18 protein-coding genes are annotated in these 20,194 nt (G+C 45.7%); 7 read left to right on the plus strand and 11 right to left on the minus strand.

The window, feature by feature from the left end:
- Positions 1-7: 7 nt before the first annotated feature.
- Genes HEP82_RS07995 through HEP82_RS08015 form a run of 5 tightly spaced genes read left to right on the plus strand, consistent with a single transcriptional unit; the run spans position 8 to position 4,977 of the window.
- Positions 8-880 carry a carbohydrate ABC transporter permease gene (locus HEP82_RS07995; RefSeq protein ID WP_192457602.1) on the plus strand — a complete coding sequence of 291 codons (873 nt, stop codon included), beginning with the start codon at positions 8-10 and terminating at the stop codon, positions 878-880.
- Positions 870-1,757, plus strand: coding sequence for a carbohydrate ABC transporter permease (locus HEP82_RS08000; protein ID WP_192457603.1), 888 nt, complete (start codon positions 870-872; stop codon positions 1,755-1,757). The genes HEP82_RS07995 and HEP82_RS08000 overlap by 11 nt, the downstream gene beginning before the upstream one ends.
- Positions 1,758-1,767: 10 nt before the next feature.
- Positions 1,768-2,592, plus strand: a complete 825-nt coding sequence (locus HEP82_RS08005) for a phosphodiesterase (RefSeq protein WP_192457604.1) — start codon at positions 1,768-1,770, stop codon at positions 2,590-2,592.
- 5 nt (positions 2,593-2,597) lie between these two features.
- Entirely contained in the window at positions 2,598-3,677 is a 1,080-nt protein-coding gene (locus HEP82_RS08010) for an ABC transporter ATP-binding protein (RefSeq protein WP_192457790.1), read from the plus strand.
- On the plus strand, positions 3,670-4,977 hold the full coding sequence (locus tag HEP82_RS08015; RefSeq protein ID WP_192457605.1) for an ABC transporter substrate-binding protein: 1,308 nt from the start codon (positions 3,670-3,672) through the stop codon (positions 4,975-4,977). The genes HEP82_RS08010 and HEP82_RS08015 overlap by 8 nt, the downstream gene beginning before the upstream one ends.
- Before the next feature lie 102 nt (positions 4,978-5,079).
- Here the strand turns inward: HEP82_RS08015 and HEP82_RS08020 are convergent, their stop codons facing one another.
- Both HEP82_RS08020 and HEP82_RS08025 read right to left on the minus strand, forming a co-directional pair.
- Positions 5,080-5,628 (minus strand): sugar transferase, encoded by a 549-nt coding sequence (locus HEP82_RS08020; protein ID WP_015854933.1) that lies wholly within the window; start codon positions 5,626-5,628, stop codon positions 5,080-5,082.
- A gap of 9 nt (positions 5,629-5,637) precedes the next feature.
- Positions 5,638-6,612, minus strand: coding sequence for a UDP-glucose 4-epimerase family protein (locus tag HEP82_RS08025; RefSeq protein WP_192457606.1), 975 nt, complete (start codon positions 6,610-6,612; stop codon positions 5,638-5,640).
- A gap of 151 nt (positions 6,613-6,763) precedes the next feature.
- Between HEP82_RS08025 and HEP82_RS08030 the strand changes: the two genes are divergently transcribed.
- The gene (locus HEP82_RS08030) at positions 6,764-8,650 is read left to right on the plus strand and encodes a polysaccharide biosynthesis protein (RefSeq protein WP_192457607.1); all 1,887 of its coding nucleotides are present in this window, start codon (positions 6,764-6,766) and stop codon (positions 8,648-8,650) included.
- 60 nt (positions 8,651-8,710) lie between these two features.
- Here HEP82_RS08030 and HEP82_RS08035 read toward each other — a convergent pair whose 3' ends face one another.
- The 9 genes from HEP82_RS08035 to HEP82_RS08075 all read right to left on the minus strand — a co-directional run bounded on the left by HEP82_RS08035 (position 8,711) and on the right by HEP82_RS08075 (position 18,673).
- Complete coding sequence (locus HEP82_RS08035) at positions 8,711-9,844, minus strand: glycosyltransferase family 4 protein (RefSeq protein WP_192457608.1); 1,134 nt, start codon at positions 9,842-9,844, stop codon at positions 8,711-8,713.
- A 240-nt stretch (positions 9,845-10,084) separates the two neighbouring features.
- Positions 10,085-11,281, minus strand: a complete 1,197-nt coding sequence (locus HEP82_RS08040; RefSeq protein WP_192457609.1) for a glycosyltransferase family protein — start codon at positions 11,279-11,281, stop codon at positions 10,085-10,087.
- Positions 11,278-12,255 carry a GDP-L-fucose synthase family protein gene (locus HEP82_RS08045; protein WP_243061608.1) on the minus strand — a complete coding sequence of 326 codons (978 nt, stop codon included), beginning with the start codon at positions 12,253-12,255 and terminating at the stop codon, positions 11,278-11,280. Before HEP82_RS08045 ends, HEP82_RS08040 begins: the two co-directional genes overlap by 4 nt.
- Positions 12,227-12,958, minus strand: a complete 732-nt coding sequence (locus HEP82_RS08050) for an ABC transporter ATP-binding protein (protein WP_192457610.1) — start codon at positions 12,956-12,958, stop codon at positions 12,227-12,229. The genes HEP82_RS08045 and HEP82_RS08050 overlap by 29 nt, the downstream gene beginning before the upstream one ends.
- 3 nt (positions 12,959-12,961) lie before the next feature.
- A complete protein-coding gene (locus tag HEP82_RS08055) occupies positions 12,962-13,735 on the minus strand; it encodes an ABC transporter permease (RefSeq protein ID WP_192457611.1) in 774 nt (257 codons plus the stop codon).
- 62 nt (positions 13,736-13,797) lie between these two features.
- Complete coding sequence (gmd, locus tag HEP82_RS08060; RefSeq protein WP_192457612.1) at positions 13,798-14,916, minus strand: GDP-mannose 4,6-dehydratase; 1,119 nt, start codon at positions 14,914-14,916, stop codon at positions 13,798-13,800.
- A 34-nt stretch (positions 14,917-14,950) separates the two neighbouring features.
- Positions 14,951-16,312: a phosphohexomutase domain-containing protein gene (locus tag HEP82_RS08065; protein WP_192457613.1), complete on the minus strand. Its 1,362-nt coding sequence runs from the start codon at positions 16,310-16,312 to the stop codon at positions 14,951-14,953.
- Positions 16,309-17,739 (minus strand): mannose-1-phosphate guanylyltransferase/mannose-6-phosphate isomerase, encoded by a 1,431-nt coding sequence (locus HEP82_RS08070; protein ID WP_192457614.1) that lies wholly within the window; start codon positions 17,737-17,739, stop codon positions 16,309-16,311. Before HEP82_RS08070 ends, HEP82_RS08065 begins: the two co-directional genes overlap by 4 nt.
- Before the next feature lie 556 nt (positions 17,740-18,295).
- Positions 18,296-18,673: a winged helix-turn-helix transcriptional regulator gene (locus HEP82_RS08075; protein ID WP_192457615.1), complete on the minus strand. Its 378-nt coding sequence runs from the start codon at positions 18,671-18,673 to the stop codon at positions 18,296-18,298.
- 332 nt (positions 18,674-19,005) lie between these two features.
- Here HEP82_RS08075 and HEP82_RS08080 point away from each other — a divergent pair, with 332 nt between their 5' ends.
- Positions 19,006-20,190: a 5-methyltetrahydropteroyltriglutamate--homocysteine S-methyltransferase gene (locus HEP82_RS08080; RefSeq protein ID WP_192457616.1), complete on the plus strand. Its 1,185-nt coding sequence runs from the start codon at positions 19,006-19,008 to the stop codon at positions 20,188-20,190.
- Positions 20,191-20,194: the final 4 nt, after the last annotated feature.

A 20,194-nucleotide genomic window follows, 5' to 3' on the forward strand; every position in this document is an offset into this window, starting at 1 on the left:
GCATATCATGCGAAAACACTGGCTACCCTGGCTGATCCTGGCGCCTTCCCTGCTGTTCTTGGTGTTGTTTACCTACTTTCCGTTATTCCGTTCGGTATACGACAGCCTGTTCGACACTCGTATGGCGGGCGATACCGCCCTGTTTGTCGGCGCAGGTAACTTTATCCGCCTATTTGATGACCAGGTATTCTGGCGCGCGCTGTTCAACAATCTGGCCTACATCCTACTGACGGTCATCCCCGGTATTGTACTGTCGTTGCTGCTCGCCGTGGCGCTATGGGAAAACCACGCAGTAAACCGCTGGCTGCGAACCGCCTTTTTCTTCCCCATGATCATTCCGATGGTCAGCGCAGCCGCGTTGTGGCTATTCATCTTTATGCCGGGCATCGGGCTGCTGGACTATTACCTGGCCAAACTCTTCGGCCCGATGAACAACAATTACCTCGGCCACAGCAACAGCGCACTGTTCGCTCTGGCCATTATCGGCGTGTGGAAATTTGCCGGCTACTACATGCTGTTCTTCCTCGCCGGGTTACAGGGCATCCCCCCATCCACCCGCGAGGCCGCAGTGATGGAAGGCGCGACATCGATACAGATCTTTTTTCGCGTCACGCAGCCCTTGCTGCGTCCCACCCTCAGCTTTGTGCTGACGACCGCGCTGATTTACTCCGTCACCCAGATTGATCATGTCGCGGTGATGACGCATGGTGGCCCGGACAACGCCACCACGGTGCTGCTCTATTACATCCAGAATCTCGCCTGGGATACCCACGATCTGGGCAAAGCCTCAGCCGCGACGTTCCTGACGTTGGCAGGGTTGTTCATCTTTTCCCTGATTAACCTGAAAGTGCTTGAGAAAGGGGCACATTATGAGCGTTGATATCACCCCCACCCTGGCCTCACCCAGCAGTGCGACGCTTCCCGTCTGGTTGCGTCTACGCCATTCCCGCCGCGCGACGCTGAGCCTGTTGATGATCTGCGCGGCGTTGCTGTGGGTAAGCCCATTTATCTGGATGCTGTCTTCCGCCTTCAGCCCAATCTCATTCGGCAACGGCATGGCGTCGCTGTTGCCGCGCTGGCCGCTGACGTTGGACAATTTTCGAGACGCCTGGCAAAGCGCCGACTGGCTCTCGCTGTACGCCAATACGCTGTTTTTTACCTTCGGTACCTTTTGCGTACAGCTGATGACTATCACCACCGCCGGCTATGTCTTCGCCTGCCACGAGTTTCGCGGCAAACAGACACTGTTCCTGCTGTTTTTAGTGCAATTGATGATCATGCCCGTCGTCATGATGGTGCCGAATATGATGACGCTGAAGACCTTCGGCCTGCTCAATACGCTGACCGGCGTGATGATGCCCTACTTCACGTCGGCATTTGGGGTGTTTCTGATGCGTCAGGCGTTCATGAATGTTCCCAAAGAGATTGAAGAGGCGGCGCTGATGGAAGGGTGCCGCTGGTGGCAGGTGATATTTCGCGTTCTGTTGCCCATGTCCTGGCCTTCCATTCTGGCATTCGCCACCGTCAGCATTACCTATCACTGGAACGAGTACCTGTGGCCGCTGATGATGCTCAACGATCCCGACAAACAGGTACTGACCGTCGGGCTGGTGTCGTTCGCCATGGCGGCCGAATCCGGCGGCCAGTGGGGCGTCGTCAGCGCCGGCACGTTGATGGTTTGCCTGCCGCTGATGGCGGCATTCATGATTTTCCAAAAACAGTTCCTGAAAAGCTTTGGTTTCTCAGGAATAAAATAAGGAGTTCCCCATGCTGTTAGCGCATATTTCAGATACACATTTTAGAAGCTCAGGGCAAAAACTTTACGGATTCATCGATATCAACGCCGGTAACGCCGACGTGGTGTCGCAGCTCAATGCGCTGAGCGAACAACCGGACGCAGTGGTCATCAGCGGCGATATCGTCAACTGCGGTCAGCCAGCGGAATATCGGGTTGCCCGTCAGACGCTGGGTAACTTGAAGTACCCGCTGTATATCATCCCCGGTAATCACGATGATAAAACCCACTTTCTCGAATACTTGCAGCCACTGTGTCCGCAACTGGGTCATGATCCGCAGAACATGCGTTATGCCGTTGATGACTTCGCCATGCGCCTGCTGTTTATCGACTCCAGCAAAGTAGGCACGTCTAAAGGCTGGTTGACGGAGGAAACGCTGGCCTGGCTGGAAGCGGAACTGACGGCCGGTGGAGACAAACCCACAGCAGTATTCATGCACCATCCCCCCATGGCGCTGGGTTCAGCGCAGATGGATCGTATCGCCTGCGAAAACGGCCACCGGCTGCTGGAACTGGTGGAACGTTTCCCTTCGCTGGTGCGCATCTTCTGCGGACATAATCACTGCCTGATCGTCACACAGTATCGCCAGGCCATCATCGCCACCGTCCCGGGAACCGTACATCAAGTCCCCTATTATCATGAAGATACACGTCCCTATTACGATATGTCGCCGCCGTCCTGCCTGATGCACCGGCTGGTCGGGCACCATCTGGTCAGCTACCAGCATGCTCTGTCGCATTACGCGGGCCCCTGGCTGTATGACCAAAACATCAGTTGCCCGGTGGATGAACACTGATGTCCATGCTACGACTGCAAAACATCTGTAAGCGCTTTGACGACAAACCGGCGCTGAAATCCTTATCGTTGGATATCGCCGACGGTGAATTTCTGGTGCTGGTCGGCCCGTCTGGCTGTGGCAAAAGCACCCTGCTGCGCCTGTTGGCGGGGCTGGAAAACGTCAGTAGCGGCGAAATCTGGCTGGACAACGACAATATCACCGAACGTTCACCTCGCGAGCGCAACTTCGCGATGATTTTTCAAAATTATGCGTTGTTCCCACACCTGACCGTCAAAGAAAACATCACGTTCGGCATGCAAATCCGGCGAGAGCCCAAATCGACCTGGCAACCGAGGCTGGAGAAAGTGGCGCAACTGCTGCAATTAGACACGCTGCTGGATCGCAAGCCCGGCAAACTCTCCGGCGGGCAACGTCAACGTGTTGCTATGGCTCGCGCCATTGTGCGCAACCCCCGGCTGTTTTTAATGGACGAACCCTTATCTAATCTGGATGCCCGCCTGCGTACCGAAGTACGCGATGGCATCATGGCGCTGCATCAGCAGTTGCGCACCAGCACCGTATACGTTACCCACGATCAGACCGAAGCCATGTCGATGGCAGACCGCATCGTGGTCATGGACAGCGGGGAATTGCAGCAGGTAGGCACGCCGGAGCAACTCTATGCTTATCCGGCTAACTTGTTCGTGGCGGGTTTTATCGGTTCTCCCGCGATGAACATTGTTACTCTGCCTTGCGCCAATGGGGCGGTATTGATTGGCGAGCAGGCATTAACGTTGCCGCTTCACGCCAACCAGGCCAAAGAGGTCTTCTTCGGCATTCGCCCCGAACACATCACTGATATCACCGATGCAAACCAGCAAACCTATTGTCTGACCGCGACGGTACGACAACGAGAACTGATGGGGGCTGAGTATCTACTGCATGTCAGCACCTCGATCGGCAACTTGCGTTATTGCCGCAAAAATCGCGGCGAAGCGCCGGCGGTGGGCGACACCGTCACGATTGGTTTTTCCCCTTTGGATATTCACCTTTTCAATGCCGATACCCGGCAGAATTTATACCAGGAGACCGCACATGAGTAAGTTCAAGGCGCTGACGCTCGGCGTCACGCTCGCCTTCACGGGCACGGCGTTGGCAAAGCAAAACATTGATTTCATGTTCCCGGCGCCGGTAGATGGCAAGCTGACCATGGAAATGACCCGCGTTATCAAAGAATTCAACAACTCGCAACAGGATGTGGAAGTTCGCGGTATCTTCACCGGCAACTACGACACCACCAAAATGAAGGCCGAAGCCGCTCAAAAGGCTGGTCAACCGCCGGCTTTGGTGATCATGTCCGCTAACTTCACCACCGATCTGGCGTTGAAAAACGAAATTCTGCCGATGGATGAGTTGTTTAAGTACGGCAGCGAAAAAGCAGGGCCGTTCCTGATGAACGAGTTCTGGCCCGCCATGCACCAGAATGCACAGGTGATGGGCGTCACCTACGCGATTCCGTTCCACAACTCGACGCCAATCCTGTATTACAACAAGACAATGTTCGATCAGGCGGGGATCAAGCAAGCGCCGCAAACCTGGCAGGAACTACTCGCCGATGCCAAAAAACTGACTGATCAGAGCAAAGGCCAGTGGGGCATCATGTTGCCGTCCACCAACGACGACTACGGCGGTTGGATCCTCTCGGCGCTGGTACGCGCCAATGGCGGGAATTACTTCAACAGCAGCTATCCGGGCGAAGTCTATTACAACGTTCCGACCACCATCGGTGCGCTGCGCTTCTGGCAGAATTTGGTCTACAAAGACAAAGTCATGCCGTCCGGCGTGCTGGATTCCAAACAGATCAGCGCCGCCTTCTTCTCCGGCAAACTGGGCATGGCGATGCTGAGTACCGGCGCACTGGGCTTTATGCGTGAAAACACCAAAGATTTCGAACTCGGCGTGGCCATGCTGCCGGCCAAAGAACAACGCGCAGTACCTATTGGCGGCGCCAGCCTGGTCAGCTTCAAGGGGATTTCCGAAGAGCAGAAGAAAGCGGCCTATCAATTCCTGACTTATCTGGTCAGCCCGCAGGTCAACGGCAGTTGGAGCCGTTTCACCGGCTATTTCTCACCACGCAAAGCCGCTTACGATACGCCGGAAATGAAGTCCTATCTGGAGAAAGATCCGCGAGCGACCATCGCGCTGCAACAGCTCAAGTACGCGCATCCATGGTATTCCACCTATGAAACGGTAGCGGTGCGCAAGGCGATGGAAAATCAGTTAGCCGCCCTCGTAAACGACGAAAAGGTTACGCCGGAAGCCGCTGCCCAAACGGCGCAACAGGAAGCCGATACCATCATGAAGCCGTATACCGACCAAACGGCGTTGGCCCCGGTGAAATAACGCATCAACCAATCACCACCTCCCGAGGAGGTGGTTTAACGCTGGCAATAAAACGTCACGATGCCGGCATGACCGGCATCGTGGTTTATCGACAGTCGTTGATCAACGTACTCGATCGCCAGCGCCTTTACCGACGACCGTTTGAACCAAGTAGCTAAAATAGTGTTTCACCGACAAGGTCTGGATCATGCGTTGATCCCACTCCGCCAGTTTCTGAGGCGTAGACATGTCGATAGCATTCACCTGTGCCAGACCGGTAATCCCCGGCAATACATCAAATACACCGCGCGCCTGACGCTCGGCTATCAGCTCTTGTTGATTAAACAGACACGGACGCGGCCCCACCAGACTCATTTCCCCCCTGAGCACATTAATCAGCTGGGGCAACTCATCAAGTTTGGTTTTACGCAAAAATGCGCCTAACGGCGTCACCGAGCTACGGCTGGCAAGGTGCGTTGCCACCGACTCTGTCGCCACCGCCATCGTGCGAAACTTGATCAGATTAAATGGACGCTGATGCCGCCCGACACGCTGTTGGATAAAAACCGGCGAACCGGTATCAAATAACCCCAACACATAAACGATCAACATCACCGGCCACAGGCATAACACCCCAACCAGCGCCAGTAATACATCCAAGACACGCAGCATAATAATCGGTCAACCTTCTTTGGATAGAGACGTGGAAACACCCGACATTTCCGCCAGAAATGCCTGCGCTGTGATGGAAATGGCCTGATGGTAGGAGAATGCAGGCTGCCAGCCAAGTTGCTGCCGGGTGTCACGCACATCCACTTGCAACGACCCAAGCAAACGCTCCGCTACAGCAGATTTACCAAGCGAAGCTGCCGCACTTTTTAGTATCCATGCTGGCAGCGGCCAGCACCGGTTTTTCACCCCCAACGCCGTGGCCATATCCGCCAATAGCCCGGAGGTGGAAACGTCATGGTCATCCGATGCCAGCCACACATGCCCCGGCGCTTTCGGATGATGCAGAACCAGCAAAATCAAATCAGCCAGATTATCCACAAACACCAGGCTGCGTTGGTTATGAATCGACGCCAACGGTAACGGCACGCCTTTACGTACCCAATTCATCATCGCGCGGAAATTGGCTTTCACGCCTGGCCCATACACCAACGGCGGGCGAATAATGACCACTTCAAGGCCGGTTTCTTGTACCAGATGCATCAACCCTTGTTCAGCTTCATACTTGCTCAAGCCGTAAGGATCAGCTGGCGGTACGGCTACATCCGGCTGAAAAGGTTGACCAGGTTGAGTGGTCTCACCGTTCACTTTGATTGAACTAATAAAGACAAACCGCTTAACGCCATTTTCTGCGGCCTGCTGCGCTAACCGTAATGTTCCTGCGACATTGGTTTCTCGATACAGTGCCAGCGCATCAACGCCATCCTGCATCTGGTGTACTCTGGCAGCGCAATGCACTACCGCGTCCACACCGGTTAATGCCGGCGTCCAGTCTGTCGTGGCAGTCAGATTGGCGCGAATCATCGCACTACCGCTTGGGTCTACGCGCTCGCTGCCATGCAGCACACAAGTTATACCGCGCTCGTTTGCCAGCGCGACCACTCGGCGTCCGATGAAACCGCCACTTCCCGTTACTAAAATTTTCAATACTATTACCTTCCCGAATGGCTCAGTGCATGATACCCGGCATTGAAACATAACTAAAATTAAGATAAGCACATCTGGTCAATACTCTATTAGGTCACTAAAATGATCTGCTACTCTCATTCCATTGTCGCACACGGACATTCAGGTTCTGATGTTTAAACTTATTCCGCTTTTGCTTAATGCAGAACGCGCCACCAAACGCATCGTAACTGTACTCTATGATGTTGTCGCAATTACTATTTCACTCTATCTGGCCGTTGCCGTCCGTTTAGGCACTACCGATTTTCCCATCGGTTATGCTGAGATAGCCAGCTTCGTCGTCACGCTATCCATCACTATCTTCGTTTTCATACGCTGCGGTATGTACCGCGCCGTACTGCGCTACATGATGCTACCCGCTATAGGATATGTGTTTTTGTCTGTCTTCCTATCCGCCATCAGTCTGGCGCTAAGTAGCTTCTTTTTTCAGTCTTTTGTTCCGCGTAGCGTCCCGTTTATTTATGCAGGTTTAGCGACGCTTGCGCTGGGTAGCCCCCGCGTACTTATCCGAACATTTTATTACCACTACTATAAGCGTCAGAAACCAAACGTTTTTATCTATGGTGCAGGTGCTACCGGGCGAGACTTGCTCTACGCCCTGATTCAGGGAGATGAGTATCATCCCGTCATCATCCTGGATGATGACGAGAAAAAGATTGGTCAAATTATTTGCGGCATAAAAGTGCATCACAGCAGTGAATTTGAGAAATTGAAGCCGTTGTATCACCCGGTTAAATTATTATTAGCCATCAACAATATACAAAAAGGTCAACGACTGAGATTGCTGGAGAGACTCTCTCATTGGCCGATCGAAGTACAATCCGTCCCTTCGGTTGAAGACATCGCGGCCGGTAAAGCTATCGCCACAGAAATACGCGATCTGGATGTCGCTGATTTACTTGGGCGAGAAGCAGTTGATCCCGATAGACAGCTAATGGCGAAAAACATTACCAATAAGTCAGTGATGGTGACAGGTGCCGGCGGTTCAATTGGTTCCGAATTGTGTCGGCAGATTTTGACGCAACGGCCACGAATATTGGTGCTGTTTGAGCTGAATGAGTACAACCTATATACCATCGATCAGGAACTGCAAGGGATTAAAAAACGCCTGATGCTTGCAACGAAAATTGTTACGGCACTCGGGTCGGTACAAAAGCAGAACCGGGTTCAAAAGCTAATCCATGCCAACCAAATCGAGACCATCTATCATGCTGCAGCCTATAAACATGTACCGTTGGTTGAAGACAATGTGATCGAAGGAATTCGCAATAACGTTTTTGGTACATTAGCCTGTGCCGAAGCCGCAATAGCGGAAGGGGTAAAAAACTTTACGCTGATTTCTACCGACAAAGCTGTGCGCCCGACCAATATTATGGGTGCCAGTAAACGGATGGCAGAATTAATTTTGCAAGCACTGGCCGAACGGCAAAACCAGACAACATTCACTATGGTGCGTTTCGGCAATGTATTAGGTTCATCAGGTTCCGTCGTCCCGCTGTTTAAAAAACAGATCCGGCAAGGTGGCCCGGTAACAGTCACTCACCCAGATATTATCCGTTATTTCATGTTAATTCCTGAAGCGGCACAACTGGTAATACAAGCTGGCGCCATGGGGATTAATGGACAGGTATTTGTATTGGATATGGGAGAGCCAGTCAAAATACTCGACCTGGCCCGTAGAATGATTAATCTAATGGGCATGAAAGGGTATATAGAAGGACAAGGGTACGTTGAGGAAGGCGATATAGCGATTAAATTTACGGGATTACGCCCCGGGGAAAAACTCTACGAAGAATTACTGATCGGTGAAAATGTAGAAGGAACTAGCCATCCCAAAATCATGACCGCACAAGAAGAGAAATTGAGCTGGCAAGACATGGAGTCATTACTAAAAGATCTTGATATGTATTGCCACGACTTCGACGTTAATAAAATTAAAGATATTCTGTTACAGGCACCAACAGGTTATAACATCGAATGTTATACAGATCCTCATTGAGGATAAATCTCACCACAGATACTTATATTTCAGATGAAAGGGTGCTATGCACCCTATTAACTATATATTCTTATCGTTAGCATTATTTGCAATGACTCTCTTATAGAGACTCATATAGCTGTCCACCATATGGGTGGCAGTAAAATTCTCGCTGAACCGCTGCTTTGCAAGCTTGCCCATATTCCGAGACTTTTCAACATCGAGCCACAAAGTCATTAATGCATTTTTCAATGCGACAGGATCTGCTGGCGGGACAGCGATCCCTGTTACCTGATCCTGGTTAATATAGGTTGTTCCAGTCCCTATCTCACAGGAAATCATTGGTTTACCATACATCGCAGCTTCAAGTAATGTCATACCATACGCTTCTGAACGAAGGTGAGATGGAAATACGACGCCGCAACATAATTCGAGTAACGCACATTTATCTTCATCAGATAATGCGCCAAGAAAATGAGTATTTTTTAAACCTAATGAGATAGCCTGCGACTTCAATTCACTCTCACAAGGCCCCTCTCCTACAATAACCAATGGATAATCAATATCTCTCATGGCTTCAAGTAAAAAAGATAGTCCCTTGTAATAACGTAAGAATCCAACAAAAAGGAAAAAACGCTCACCAAACTGATTTTTCCATTTATCAAGAAGAGGTTGTGTTGACGGCTGGTATGAATCAGGATCCAAACCAAAAGGAATAATTTCCACCGGTTTTACTAGCGATTGTAAGACTGGGCTGGTAGCAACATAATTTGGCGACGATGCTACAACGCTATCAACACTATTCAGAAAACGTTTCATCAGCGGCTGATAAAGTTTAAGCAGATATTTCTGTTTCACAATATCAGAATGATAACTAACTACTGCTGGTTTATTTGCCTTGGCAATAAAATGTACCAAGTCCATATAAGGCCATGGGAAATGATAATGTATTATATCTGCCTGTCTCGCTAACTCTTGGAAATCCCTTATGACAGACATAGAGAAACCTGTTGAAGCCAGATAGAGATCCTGCCGAGATGTATGAACCTGATGGTGTCCTATAACTCCATTTTTAGATGAACCATCAGGGCTCAATGAAAGTACATCAACCATCGCCCCTTGCCTGGATGCACCTTCTGCTAGTTGATAAATAACTTGCTGAACACCGCCATAAGCCACTGGGTAATACGTTTTAAAAAAATGAAGGATTCTCAAAGCATTTTTCTCATTTCTGAAGTGAGGAATATTATCATGAGAACATAGTTCTAAAAAAACATAAAACAATCACACTAAAAAATATCAAAATATTTTACAAAGCCTAGAGATATAATTATAAAATACTATTCTATTTTTTATTAATCACCAGCAACTTAAGAAACTTAAGTCGCTGGTGATTTTTTACATTATAACCCCATCGCACGGAAAGAGGATAAATATAAAATCAAGTCAATTAACTCACTTCACCGACAAATTAATATACAACTCTGCTTGAGATTTTAGTGTATATTTTTCATCAGATACTCTGTTAATTTTATTAGGTATAAAATGCAGCGTTTTGCTCGCCAGCTCTAAATAGTTACCAATATCAAAACGCGCATAATTATTATAGTCAGGGACTAGTCTAAATAATTCATCGAATGCGAAGGATGAAGAGCATAGAACTCGTTTTGATACATCCATACATATGGACGCAATACCTGAACCATCTTGCCCATTTTCTACATACGGCAACCAGACATAATCAACAGAAGCAGCTATATTAATAAAATCTTCATTATCGTATTCTCCCATAAAGAAAACACGACTCTTAATCTGTCCATTCTCTCTGATTTTTTCCTGTAGAGTATGAATATATTGATTAACGATTTCATTATTTTTAATTGTTTGTGGATGCTGTCGACCAAAAATCATCAGTTTATAATTTGATGGTAAATAAGATAACGCCTGAATAGCTAATGAGTGTCCTTTATACTCATTAACAAAGCCAAACATACCTATTATCTTATCATGTTCTTTAATATTATATTCATCCTTAATCTTATCGAAAACATCTGAAGACAATTGATGATGCTCATCAACAATTTTAAGCGGATGTACATGTACATTAGTATAGTTAAAAAACAATTCAATTTGCTCTTTTGCCCTTAGGGTATGGACAATCAGATTGATATTATTTTTAGCAAGATACTTTATGATTCTTACATTTATTTTAGCTGATAAATTCTTTCTCAATTCAGAGAAATACATATTGATGGCTGTTTTTAAGCGTAGCTTCAACGCTTGTTTAATTGCTTCACGCTGTGATGCGCTATCATTTATCAGTCTTGGACTGTGGAGCGTTACGCTGGTATTAGGATTAGCAGAAACTAGCTTACATACCCGCTTAACAATATCTGCAGGCATCGTTCCATAAAGACCAGCTTCAAATTGGATATTGACACCATCAAAATCCTTTAGACTTTTACATATAGCATCAATATGACTATCAGCTTTTTTCCTGACATCAGCATTAATAGACTGCGTAAGCAATAAATTCAAGCTCAAGCATTCAACCTGAACCCCAGAACTTTTCATCGAGTCCATTAAAATCTTAGTAAAATAGGCATTCCCACAACTATCTGAAAAGCTCGAAACTATAGCAATTTTTTTCATTTTCTAACACCAAGAATATTATTTTTGTACCATAAGATAGTATCTGAAATTTGCCTTTCAAGATCAAAATCAGGAGTAAATCCAGAATTGCGTAACCGCTCTATTGATACACTTCTTCTCGGGATACCAATAGGTGCATTCTCATTCCAAGACACTGACAATTTATTATCAAAACAACCCGCAATAGCACTTACAACATCACCCATGGATGTTTCCACACCACTAGCAATATTCACAACACCACTTACATGATTCATTGCATGCAACGCTGCCAATCCAGCCGCTGAGTTATGCAAAAAGTCACGTGTAGTTTCAGGGCGACCCCATACATTTAAAACATTTTCACCATTCTGAATACTATTGTAAGCCTTATCTATAAGTGAAGGAATAACATGCCCATTAACTGGGTCAAATCGATCATTCTCACCAAATAAATTCGTAAATAATGCATAACAATAATCAGTATGATGATACTTATTCAGTATTTTCAAAAAAGCCAATGCATGCCTTTTAGCCATCGCATATCCATATTCACCATCGTGTGGTTCTCCGGAAAAAAGATCATCCTCAACCAATGGCTGTTGTATATATGGATATGGGTAAGATGCGACAGTCCCCGCGAAAAATATTTTTTTTACATCAAACTTATGACAAGAGAGAATAACATTCTGGTTAATAGATGTATTATTAGAAATAGATTTTAGCTGATTATCCAAATTCCCTTTCAAACCAAAAACAAGAGAAGCCAAGTGAAAAACATACTCAGGCCTATTTTTATTTAGATAATCATCCACACTATCTTGATTGAGACAATCCATTTCATGTCTATTGGGGGTTAATAAATTATCATAACCATTAATTAATAATGCTTTTACCAGCCCATACCCCAATACGCCACCAGAGCCGGTAATCAGTATCTTACTTGTCTTTTCCATTCTTTCACCATTATAAATAATTATCCAAATCAGAGACACTCAATTCCTTTATACAGCCACTCTCTAATAAGAAGAATCTATTACAGTATTCTTTAATCACTTCTTTAGAGTGAGAAGCCAGAATAAGAACTGATGTATTGCTTACCATTTCTTCTAATTTCTTCCCCATTTTTTCCTTAAAATGTGCATCTCCAACTGTCAACCATTCATCCATTAAAAGCACATTAGGTTTTAGAGTTGATATAATAGCAAAAGCAAGTCTCAACAGCATACCGCTGGAGTAAGTTCTTACTGGCAGGTGGATATAATCACCTAACTCACTAAAATCAATAATATAATCAATATGCTTTGTAATTTCTTTTCTTTTAAGCCCGAGCAATATGCCCCTTATATAAATATTTTGATATCCTGTGGCTTCGCTATCCATTCCCATTGCCATATCAATTAGAGAAACGACATCTCCGTCAATATCAATATGACCTGACGATGGATGATAGACTCCAGCCAAGACTCGTAGAAGGGTTGTCTTTCCTGCTCCATTGTGTCCGATTAGTGCAACGCGATCCCCTTCATATACACTAAATGACACATCATTCAACGCCTTAACCGTAATACAACTAGCGTTATCATTGAAACCTCCGCCGACAGCTCGCTTGAATATTACCTTTTTCAAGCTACGTTGCGAGGATGAGTATATGGGAAAATCCACACTAACATGTACAGCATTAATTATTTTTTTCATATATTAAAGCCAATATGCAATTTTGGTTCTGGTCTTATTAAGTAGCATCAATGACAACAAGAATAAGATAATTGTTATTGCAAATGAAATTATTATAGATTTCATGGCAGGGACATGCCCTAACATAGGCTCTCTTATAATATTAAAAAAGTGAACCAATGGATTAAAATCAACCCAAAACAACCATTCTTTATTCAATTGCTCCGTCTTCCACATAATCGGTGTAAAATAGAAACTGACCAAAAGGATATTTTGAATAATCATTTGAATATCTCTAAACCTAGTGCAAATAATTCCTAGAATTATAGATCCAGATAATAGTGATAGAGATAATAGAACAAATCCCAGGATTGAAAATAAGGCAACGGGACTCCATCCATTACCAACAAAACTTACAACCACAACAATAATGATAAAATTATGAAAAAAAACAATAATATTCCGACTCAATATCCTCAACATGATCGATGTAAAGGACACTTTACTTTGCCGGATTATATAATCAAATTGAATAAACCCACTACATGACTCTGTAAGTTGCGTAGATATATATGTCCAAAAAACCTGGCCAATACAAAAAAATGGAAGATAATCCTTAACATCTAATTTAAATAATGTAGACCATAATAAGCTCAGCATTCCAACTAAAACAGCCGTACTAATTGTTACCCAAAAGGGCCCCAATGTTGAGCGCTTATAGCGTTGCTTAATATCATACCATGATAAGATCACCCAAGACTCTGGATGATTTAAAGCCAATTTCAAGTCATTTAACATTTAATGATGCTCAATTAATAAAAGAGCTGTATAGACAGCTCTTATGATTTACCATAAAACATTTACTCTACGCTAACATTGACATCGTAGCCATTAGACTTCAGGAGTGCTATTTGCTTAGCTTTCTCCAAATCATGGGCCACCATCTCATCAATCATCTCTCCCAACGTTGTTTCAGGAACCCAGCCCAAATTATTTTTAGCTTTGCTTGGATCACCCAAAAGCGTATCAACTTCAGCAGGTCGGAAATAACGAGGATCAACAGCGACAATAACATCACCTACTTTCAATGCAGGCGCATTCTCACCAACAATTTTTGATACAACAGCTTTTTCATTAACGCCTGTACCGACGAAATCAAGTTCGATACCAAGTTTTTTTGCAGAAAGGATAATAAAATCACGGACGCTATACTGCACACCAGTTGCAATCACGAAATCTTCCGGTTTTTCCTGTTGGAGCATCAGCCACTGCATTTTAACATAATCTCTCGCATGCCCCCAATCACGTAAAGAATCCAGATTGCCCATATACAGACATTTCTCTAGACCCTGGGCGATATTAGATAATCCACGTGTAATTTTACGTGTTACGAATGTTTCGCCACGACGAGGAGATTCATGGTTAAAAAGGATTCCATTACAAGCATACATACCGTAAGACTCACGATAATTCACTGTAATCCAATAAGCGTACATCTTAGCAACCGCATAAGGGCTTCTTGGGTAGAATGGCGTTGTTTCTTTTTGTGGAATTTCTTGCACTAAACCATATAATTCGGATGTTGAAGCTTGATAAAAGCGCGTTTTATTGGTCATGCCTAAGAAGCGAATTGATTCTAACAACCTCAATGTACCGATCGCGTCAACATCAGCGGTATATTCTGGAGACTCAAAACTCACAGCAACATGAGACTGCGCCCCTAAGTTGTATACTTCGTCTGGCTGAACTTCAGCTAAAATGCGTGTTAAGTTAGATGTATCAGTTAAATCACCATAATGCAGATTAAATTTTACATTTTCTTCATGGGGATCTTGATATAAGTGATCTACTCGTTGTGTATTAAAAAGCGATGAGCGCCGTTTAATACCATGAACTTCATAACCTTTTTCTAAAAGAAACTCTGCAAGATAAGAACCGTCCTGACCTGTCACACCAGAAATCAAAGCAACCTTCTTCATCTATTTTCTCCAATATTATATTACTGTTTTAATATTAAGACTTAATAATTTGATCTAATTTATCAACTTCGGCATGTAACAACTCATCATTGCCTTTAGTTTCAACATTAAGCCTCAAAAGTGGTTCGGTGTTAGAGGTTCGAACATTCAATCTAAAATTCGCACACTCAATACTGAGTCCATCCACATAACTAATGACATCCGCATCATTTTGATAAACTTCTTTTATTTTTAAAATAATCCCTTCAGGGTTTTCAACCCGATAATTAATTTCACCACTGCATGGAAACAAACGCATTCTCTCATCTAATACTTTAGATAGGCTTGTATTTTTTGTACTTAACAATTCAGCGACTAATAACCAAGGGATCATACCGCTATCGCAATAAGCAAAATCACGGAAATAATGATGGGCACTCATTTCCCCGCCATAAATGGCATTTTCCGCACGCATGCGCTCCTTGATAAAGGCATGGCCAGTTTTACTCTGAACCGGAATACCCCCCGCTTTATTGACTACTTCAATCGTATTCCAGGTCAAACGTGGATCATGGATAATCTTGGCACCGGGATTCTTAGCAAGGAAAGCTTCAGCCAAAAAGCCAACAATATAGTAACCTTCAATGAACTCCCCGTTTTCATCGAACAAAAAGCAGCGATCGAAATCACCATCCCATGCAATCCCTATATCTGCCTGATGTAATTTGACCGCATCTGATGTTACAGAGCGATTTTCAGGCAACAAGGGATTAGGAATACCATTAGGGAAACGTCCATCAGGTTCATGATGGATCTTAATAAACTCGACAGGGATATGTTGTTTCTGAAATCGTGATTCAATTTCATCAATAACATGCCCAGCAGCACCATTTCCAGCGTTGACCACTAATTTCAGCGGTTTCAGTTTTCCCGCATCAATATAAGACATTAGGTGATCAACATATTCATTCAGCAAGGAACGTTTTATATAGTTTCCTTTGCGCTCAGAAGTATTAAATTGTCCAGATGCAGCCAGATCGCGAATATCATTTAATCCCGAATCACCGCTAATTGGTTTAGCGCCGCGCCCTACCAATTTCATACCGTTATAATCCATTGGGTTATGGCTGGCAGTAACCTCAATAGCACCATCCACATCCAAATGAAAAGCGGCAAAATAGATTTCTTCAGTCCCTGTCATGCCAAGATCGATAACATCGACCCCAGCATCTCTTAAACCATCAGACAATGCAGACTTCAACTCTTCACTGCTTAAACGAATATCACCGCCGACAGCAACTGTTTGGGCATTCAGATATTGGCCAAATGCACGACCGACACGATATGCAATATCTGTATTTAATTCATTCCCCAAGCGGCCCCTGATATCATAAGCCTTAAAGCACGCTAAACTCATTGAACTAAACTCCCATCATCATCAAACCGAATAATATCATCATCACCAAGATATTCTCCGCTCTGTACTTCGATCATAATGAGATCTATGACGCCGGGGTTTTCAACCCGGTGCTGCTCGCCAGCTGGAATATAGGTAGACTGATTGGTCGAAAGAAAAATATTCTTATTACCGTTCACGATCTTGGCAGCGCCAGACATCACTATCCAGTGCTCACTTCTGTGGTGATGTAATTGCATACTCAGTTTGGAGCCAGGTTTGACGACAATTCTATTTATCTTGAAATTGCTGCCTTCTTCCAGAATCGTTGATGTCCCCCATGGGCGGTGAACAGTACGGTGAATTTTATAAGCCTGGTGGCCTTTGGCTTTGAGTTGATTGTATATGGATTTAACATCCTGACCGTTATCTTTGCTCGCCACCAACAAAGCATCCGGAGTATCAACAATAACCAGATTCTCTACGCCAACAGCGCCGATAACCCGTTCATCAGCTTTGATATAACAGTTGCTGGCGTTATGGGTGAGAACGTCGGCGTCCCCCTCCACCGTATTACCACTGCTATCGGTTTTTCCTAATTCGCCCAACGCGGTCCAAGAACCGATATCACACCAGCCAATATCACAGGGGACGACTGAAACCTGTTTAGATTTCTCCATTACTGCATAGTCGATGGAGATATCTTTAACCTGAGAAAACGTCTCCATATCCAATTCAAGCTGCGTTGCGCCATTACCTTCCAGTTGTCGGGAAACACTCATGCTGTGTTCAACATCAGCCAGAACCTGCGGGCAAAGCGTCTGCATTTCTCTCAGGATCGTTCCGCAAGAGAAACAAAACATGCCGGAGTTCCACAGATAGTCACCTGATTCGATATACTCCAGAGCTTTATTAAAGGACGGCTTTTCAACAAATCGCTCAACCTGACTCCCCCGGTATTTGATGTAACCATAACCGGTTTCAGGTTTTTCAGGTTTAATCCCGAAAGTGACCAGTTTCGACTGTGTAGCCAGCGACGCGGCCTGAGACACGGCGCAAACAAAAGCGTCGCTATCCCTGATCAGATGATCCGCAGCCAGAATCATCAAAACCGCATCATCACCATATTTTTTATGAGTCAGTAAGGCTGCGGATGCAATCGCTGCAGCGGTATTGCGCCCGACCGGCTCCAGGATGTACGAAATCGGAGTAACACCTTTATAGACTTCTGAAAATGCATCCACAGCCTTAAAAAGCAAATCCTTGTTCGTAACCGTGATGATCTCTTTGACACCGTCGAACGACAGCGCTCTCAATAACGCTTTCTGAATCAGACTTTCCCCATCCGATAAACGAATGAAAGGCTTCGGGTGTTGTTCCCGTGATACAGGCCAAAGACGCGATCCACTGCCACCACACATGATCACGGGAATAATTATTGTTGACAAACTAACCTCCTGAACCACGGTCCTTGTTTGAACCGTGGTGGATTTAACTATCTAAACGTACCAGCTGACCAAGCAATTTATTAAAACCGTGTTTTAAGAAAAAGCTACCGCCCAGGAGTTTTCACTCCCGTTCATCACTACCACCACATTTTTTCGAGACACAGCGCTAATCAGTAACAACAACAAAATGAAAAATAATAACTTTTATTAATGATTAAAGATCATATCTCACCGTTCCAACTTAATACATAAATGCGAGCCCCTACCCGATACATAGGGCCCAAATGCTGAAAACCGTATCGCACATCATGATACTACAAGCTGACATGTACATTTAGTGCTAACTTGTGACGATATCCCTCAATGGACAAATTCCACACAACCACACATTTAAATATGCATAGCCTAATCCATAAACAGCCTAAAAAAATAAAGATTTATCTGGAAATTATCTTTATTAACCTTCAGTTATCGCAAAAACAAATTCGTTAAGATGCGAATAAAAAATTTTAGACTGCATTCAAATAACATGTTGATTAAAAGTCAATGATGTCGCTCAAATCGATGAACTGGCGGGTTCCGTATTGTCATACCGCTGCTGAGCCCGCGTGATTTCACCAATATTATCCTCCGCCCAATGCGTCAGGTCATGAATGGTTTTCACCAGTGTTTGGCCTAGAGAGGTGATGGAATACTCAACTGTCACGGGGACTGTCGCGAATGCCTGGCGGTGTACCAGCCCGTCTCGTTCCAAATTTTTCAAGGTCTGGGAAAGCACCTTCTGCGATACACCTTCGATATCCCGTCTTAACTGGTTAAATCTCATCGATTCATCAGATAAACGATCGAGAATCAGCAGCGACCACTTGTTGGATAATCGGTCCAGCACCAACCGTGCCGGACATGTTTTATGATAGACATTGAATTCGGACACCCTGGATGCTCCTTCTTCACATATAAATAGGCGGTCACTATAACGCCGCGTAAGACACGTCAGACTGTATCCTCAAGAGAGTTGGTTTCTTTTTAACACCAGGTAAAAGATAAACACAACCGCACAACGCATTATCTGAAAAATCTCAGTACACAACGACAAGCACCTCTATGCGAACACAGTAAATGCGCCCGCAGAATAGCGCCTATGATGAAAAAGCCGCATCCAGACATGATAAAAATTCAATTTATGTGAATTTCTTTCACCACAAAGTCTTGCATATCAATGATATGTTTTGCGGTTACAACAGAATCGTATGAAAGAGATCAATCATGGCAACCCAAGAGACCTACACCCCACCGTTTCGCGCCGACGTCGTCGGCAGTTATCTGAGACCCACCTATCTACACGAAGCGCGAGCGCAATTCGCACAAGGGAAAATCGCTGCTGACGCGCTGAAAGCCGTCGAAGACAAAGCCATTACCGAGCTGGTCGTCAGGCAGAAAGCTGCCGGGCTTCATGTCATCACCGACGGAGAATTTCGACGCAGTTGGTGGCATCTGGATTTTATGTGGGGTCTGAACGGTGTAGAAAAAGCAGCGTTATCGCAGGGATATATGTTTTCAGGTATTGAAACCCGTCCGGAAACCGCACGTCTGACCGGGAAAATCAGTGGTGAAAACCACCCGTTCATCGAACATTTCCGCTTCCTGATGCAATTTGCTGAAAAAGACATCGTCCCGCGTCTGACCATCCCGGCGCCGGCCCAATTTTTCAAAGAACTGTATCGCCCCGAAAATCGGGACAGTACCCAGAGATTCTACCCGACCCAAGAGGCGTTAATTGAGGATATCGCTGCGGCATACCAGACATTCATCCAGGAACTCTACGCGGCGGGGTGCCGCAACTTGCAGTTGGATGACTGCACTTGGGGCATGATGGTCGATGCCCGCTACAATAACGCCGGCGTGGCGGCCCAGACCGCGCCCATCCAGAGCAACTGCAACTGCTCTCACGATGCCCACACCGTCATCAGCAGCAATGTTCAGGAATTGGCGGAACTGTTATTGCAGGCCAACAATACGGCCATCGCAGGCGCACCATCCGACCTGGTTATCGCCACTCATGTATGTCGGGGCAATTATCGCTCCACCTGGGCGGCAAGCGGTGGCTATCAGCCCATTGCGGATGTGCTGTTCGGGCGGGAAAATGTCTCGGCGTACTATCTGGAATTCGACACCGAGCGCGCTGGCGATTTCTCTCCACTGGCGGCGGTATCCGGCGATAAAAAGGTAGTGCTGGGGTTAGTTTCATCCAAAACCGGTGAACTGGAAGACAAGCAAACCGTCATTGAGCGTATTCGGGAAGCGACCCGTTACATTCCACTTGAACGCCTCTGCCTGAGCACGCAATGCGGTTTCGCATCCACCGAGGAAGGCAACGCCCTGACGGAGGAACAGCAGTGGGCGAAAATCGCCCTGGTCACAGAAATCGCCGACGAAGTGTGGCCCGCATAAGCAT

The sequence above is a fragment of the Musicola keenii genome, assembly GCF_014855505.1.
GTDB classification, from domain to species: Bacteria; Pseudomonadota; Gammaproteobacteria; order Enterobacterales; family Enterobacteriaceae; genus Musicola; species Musicola paradisiaca.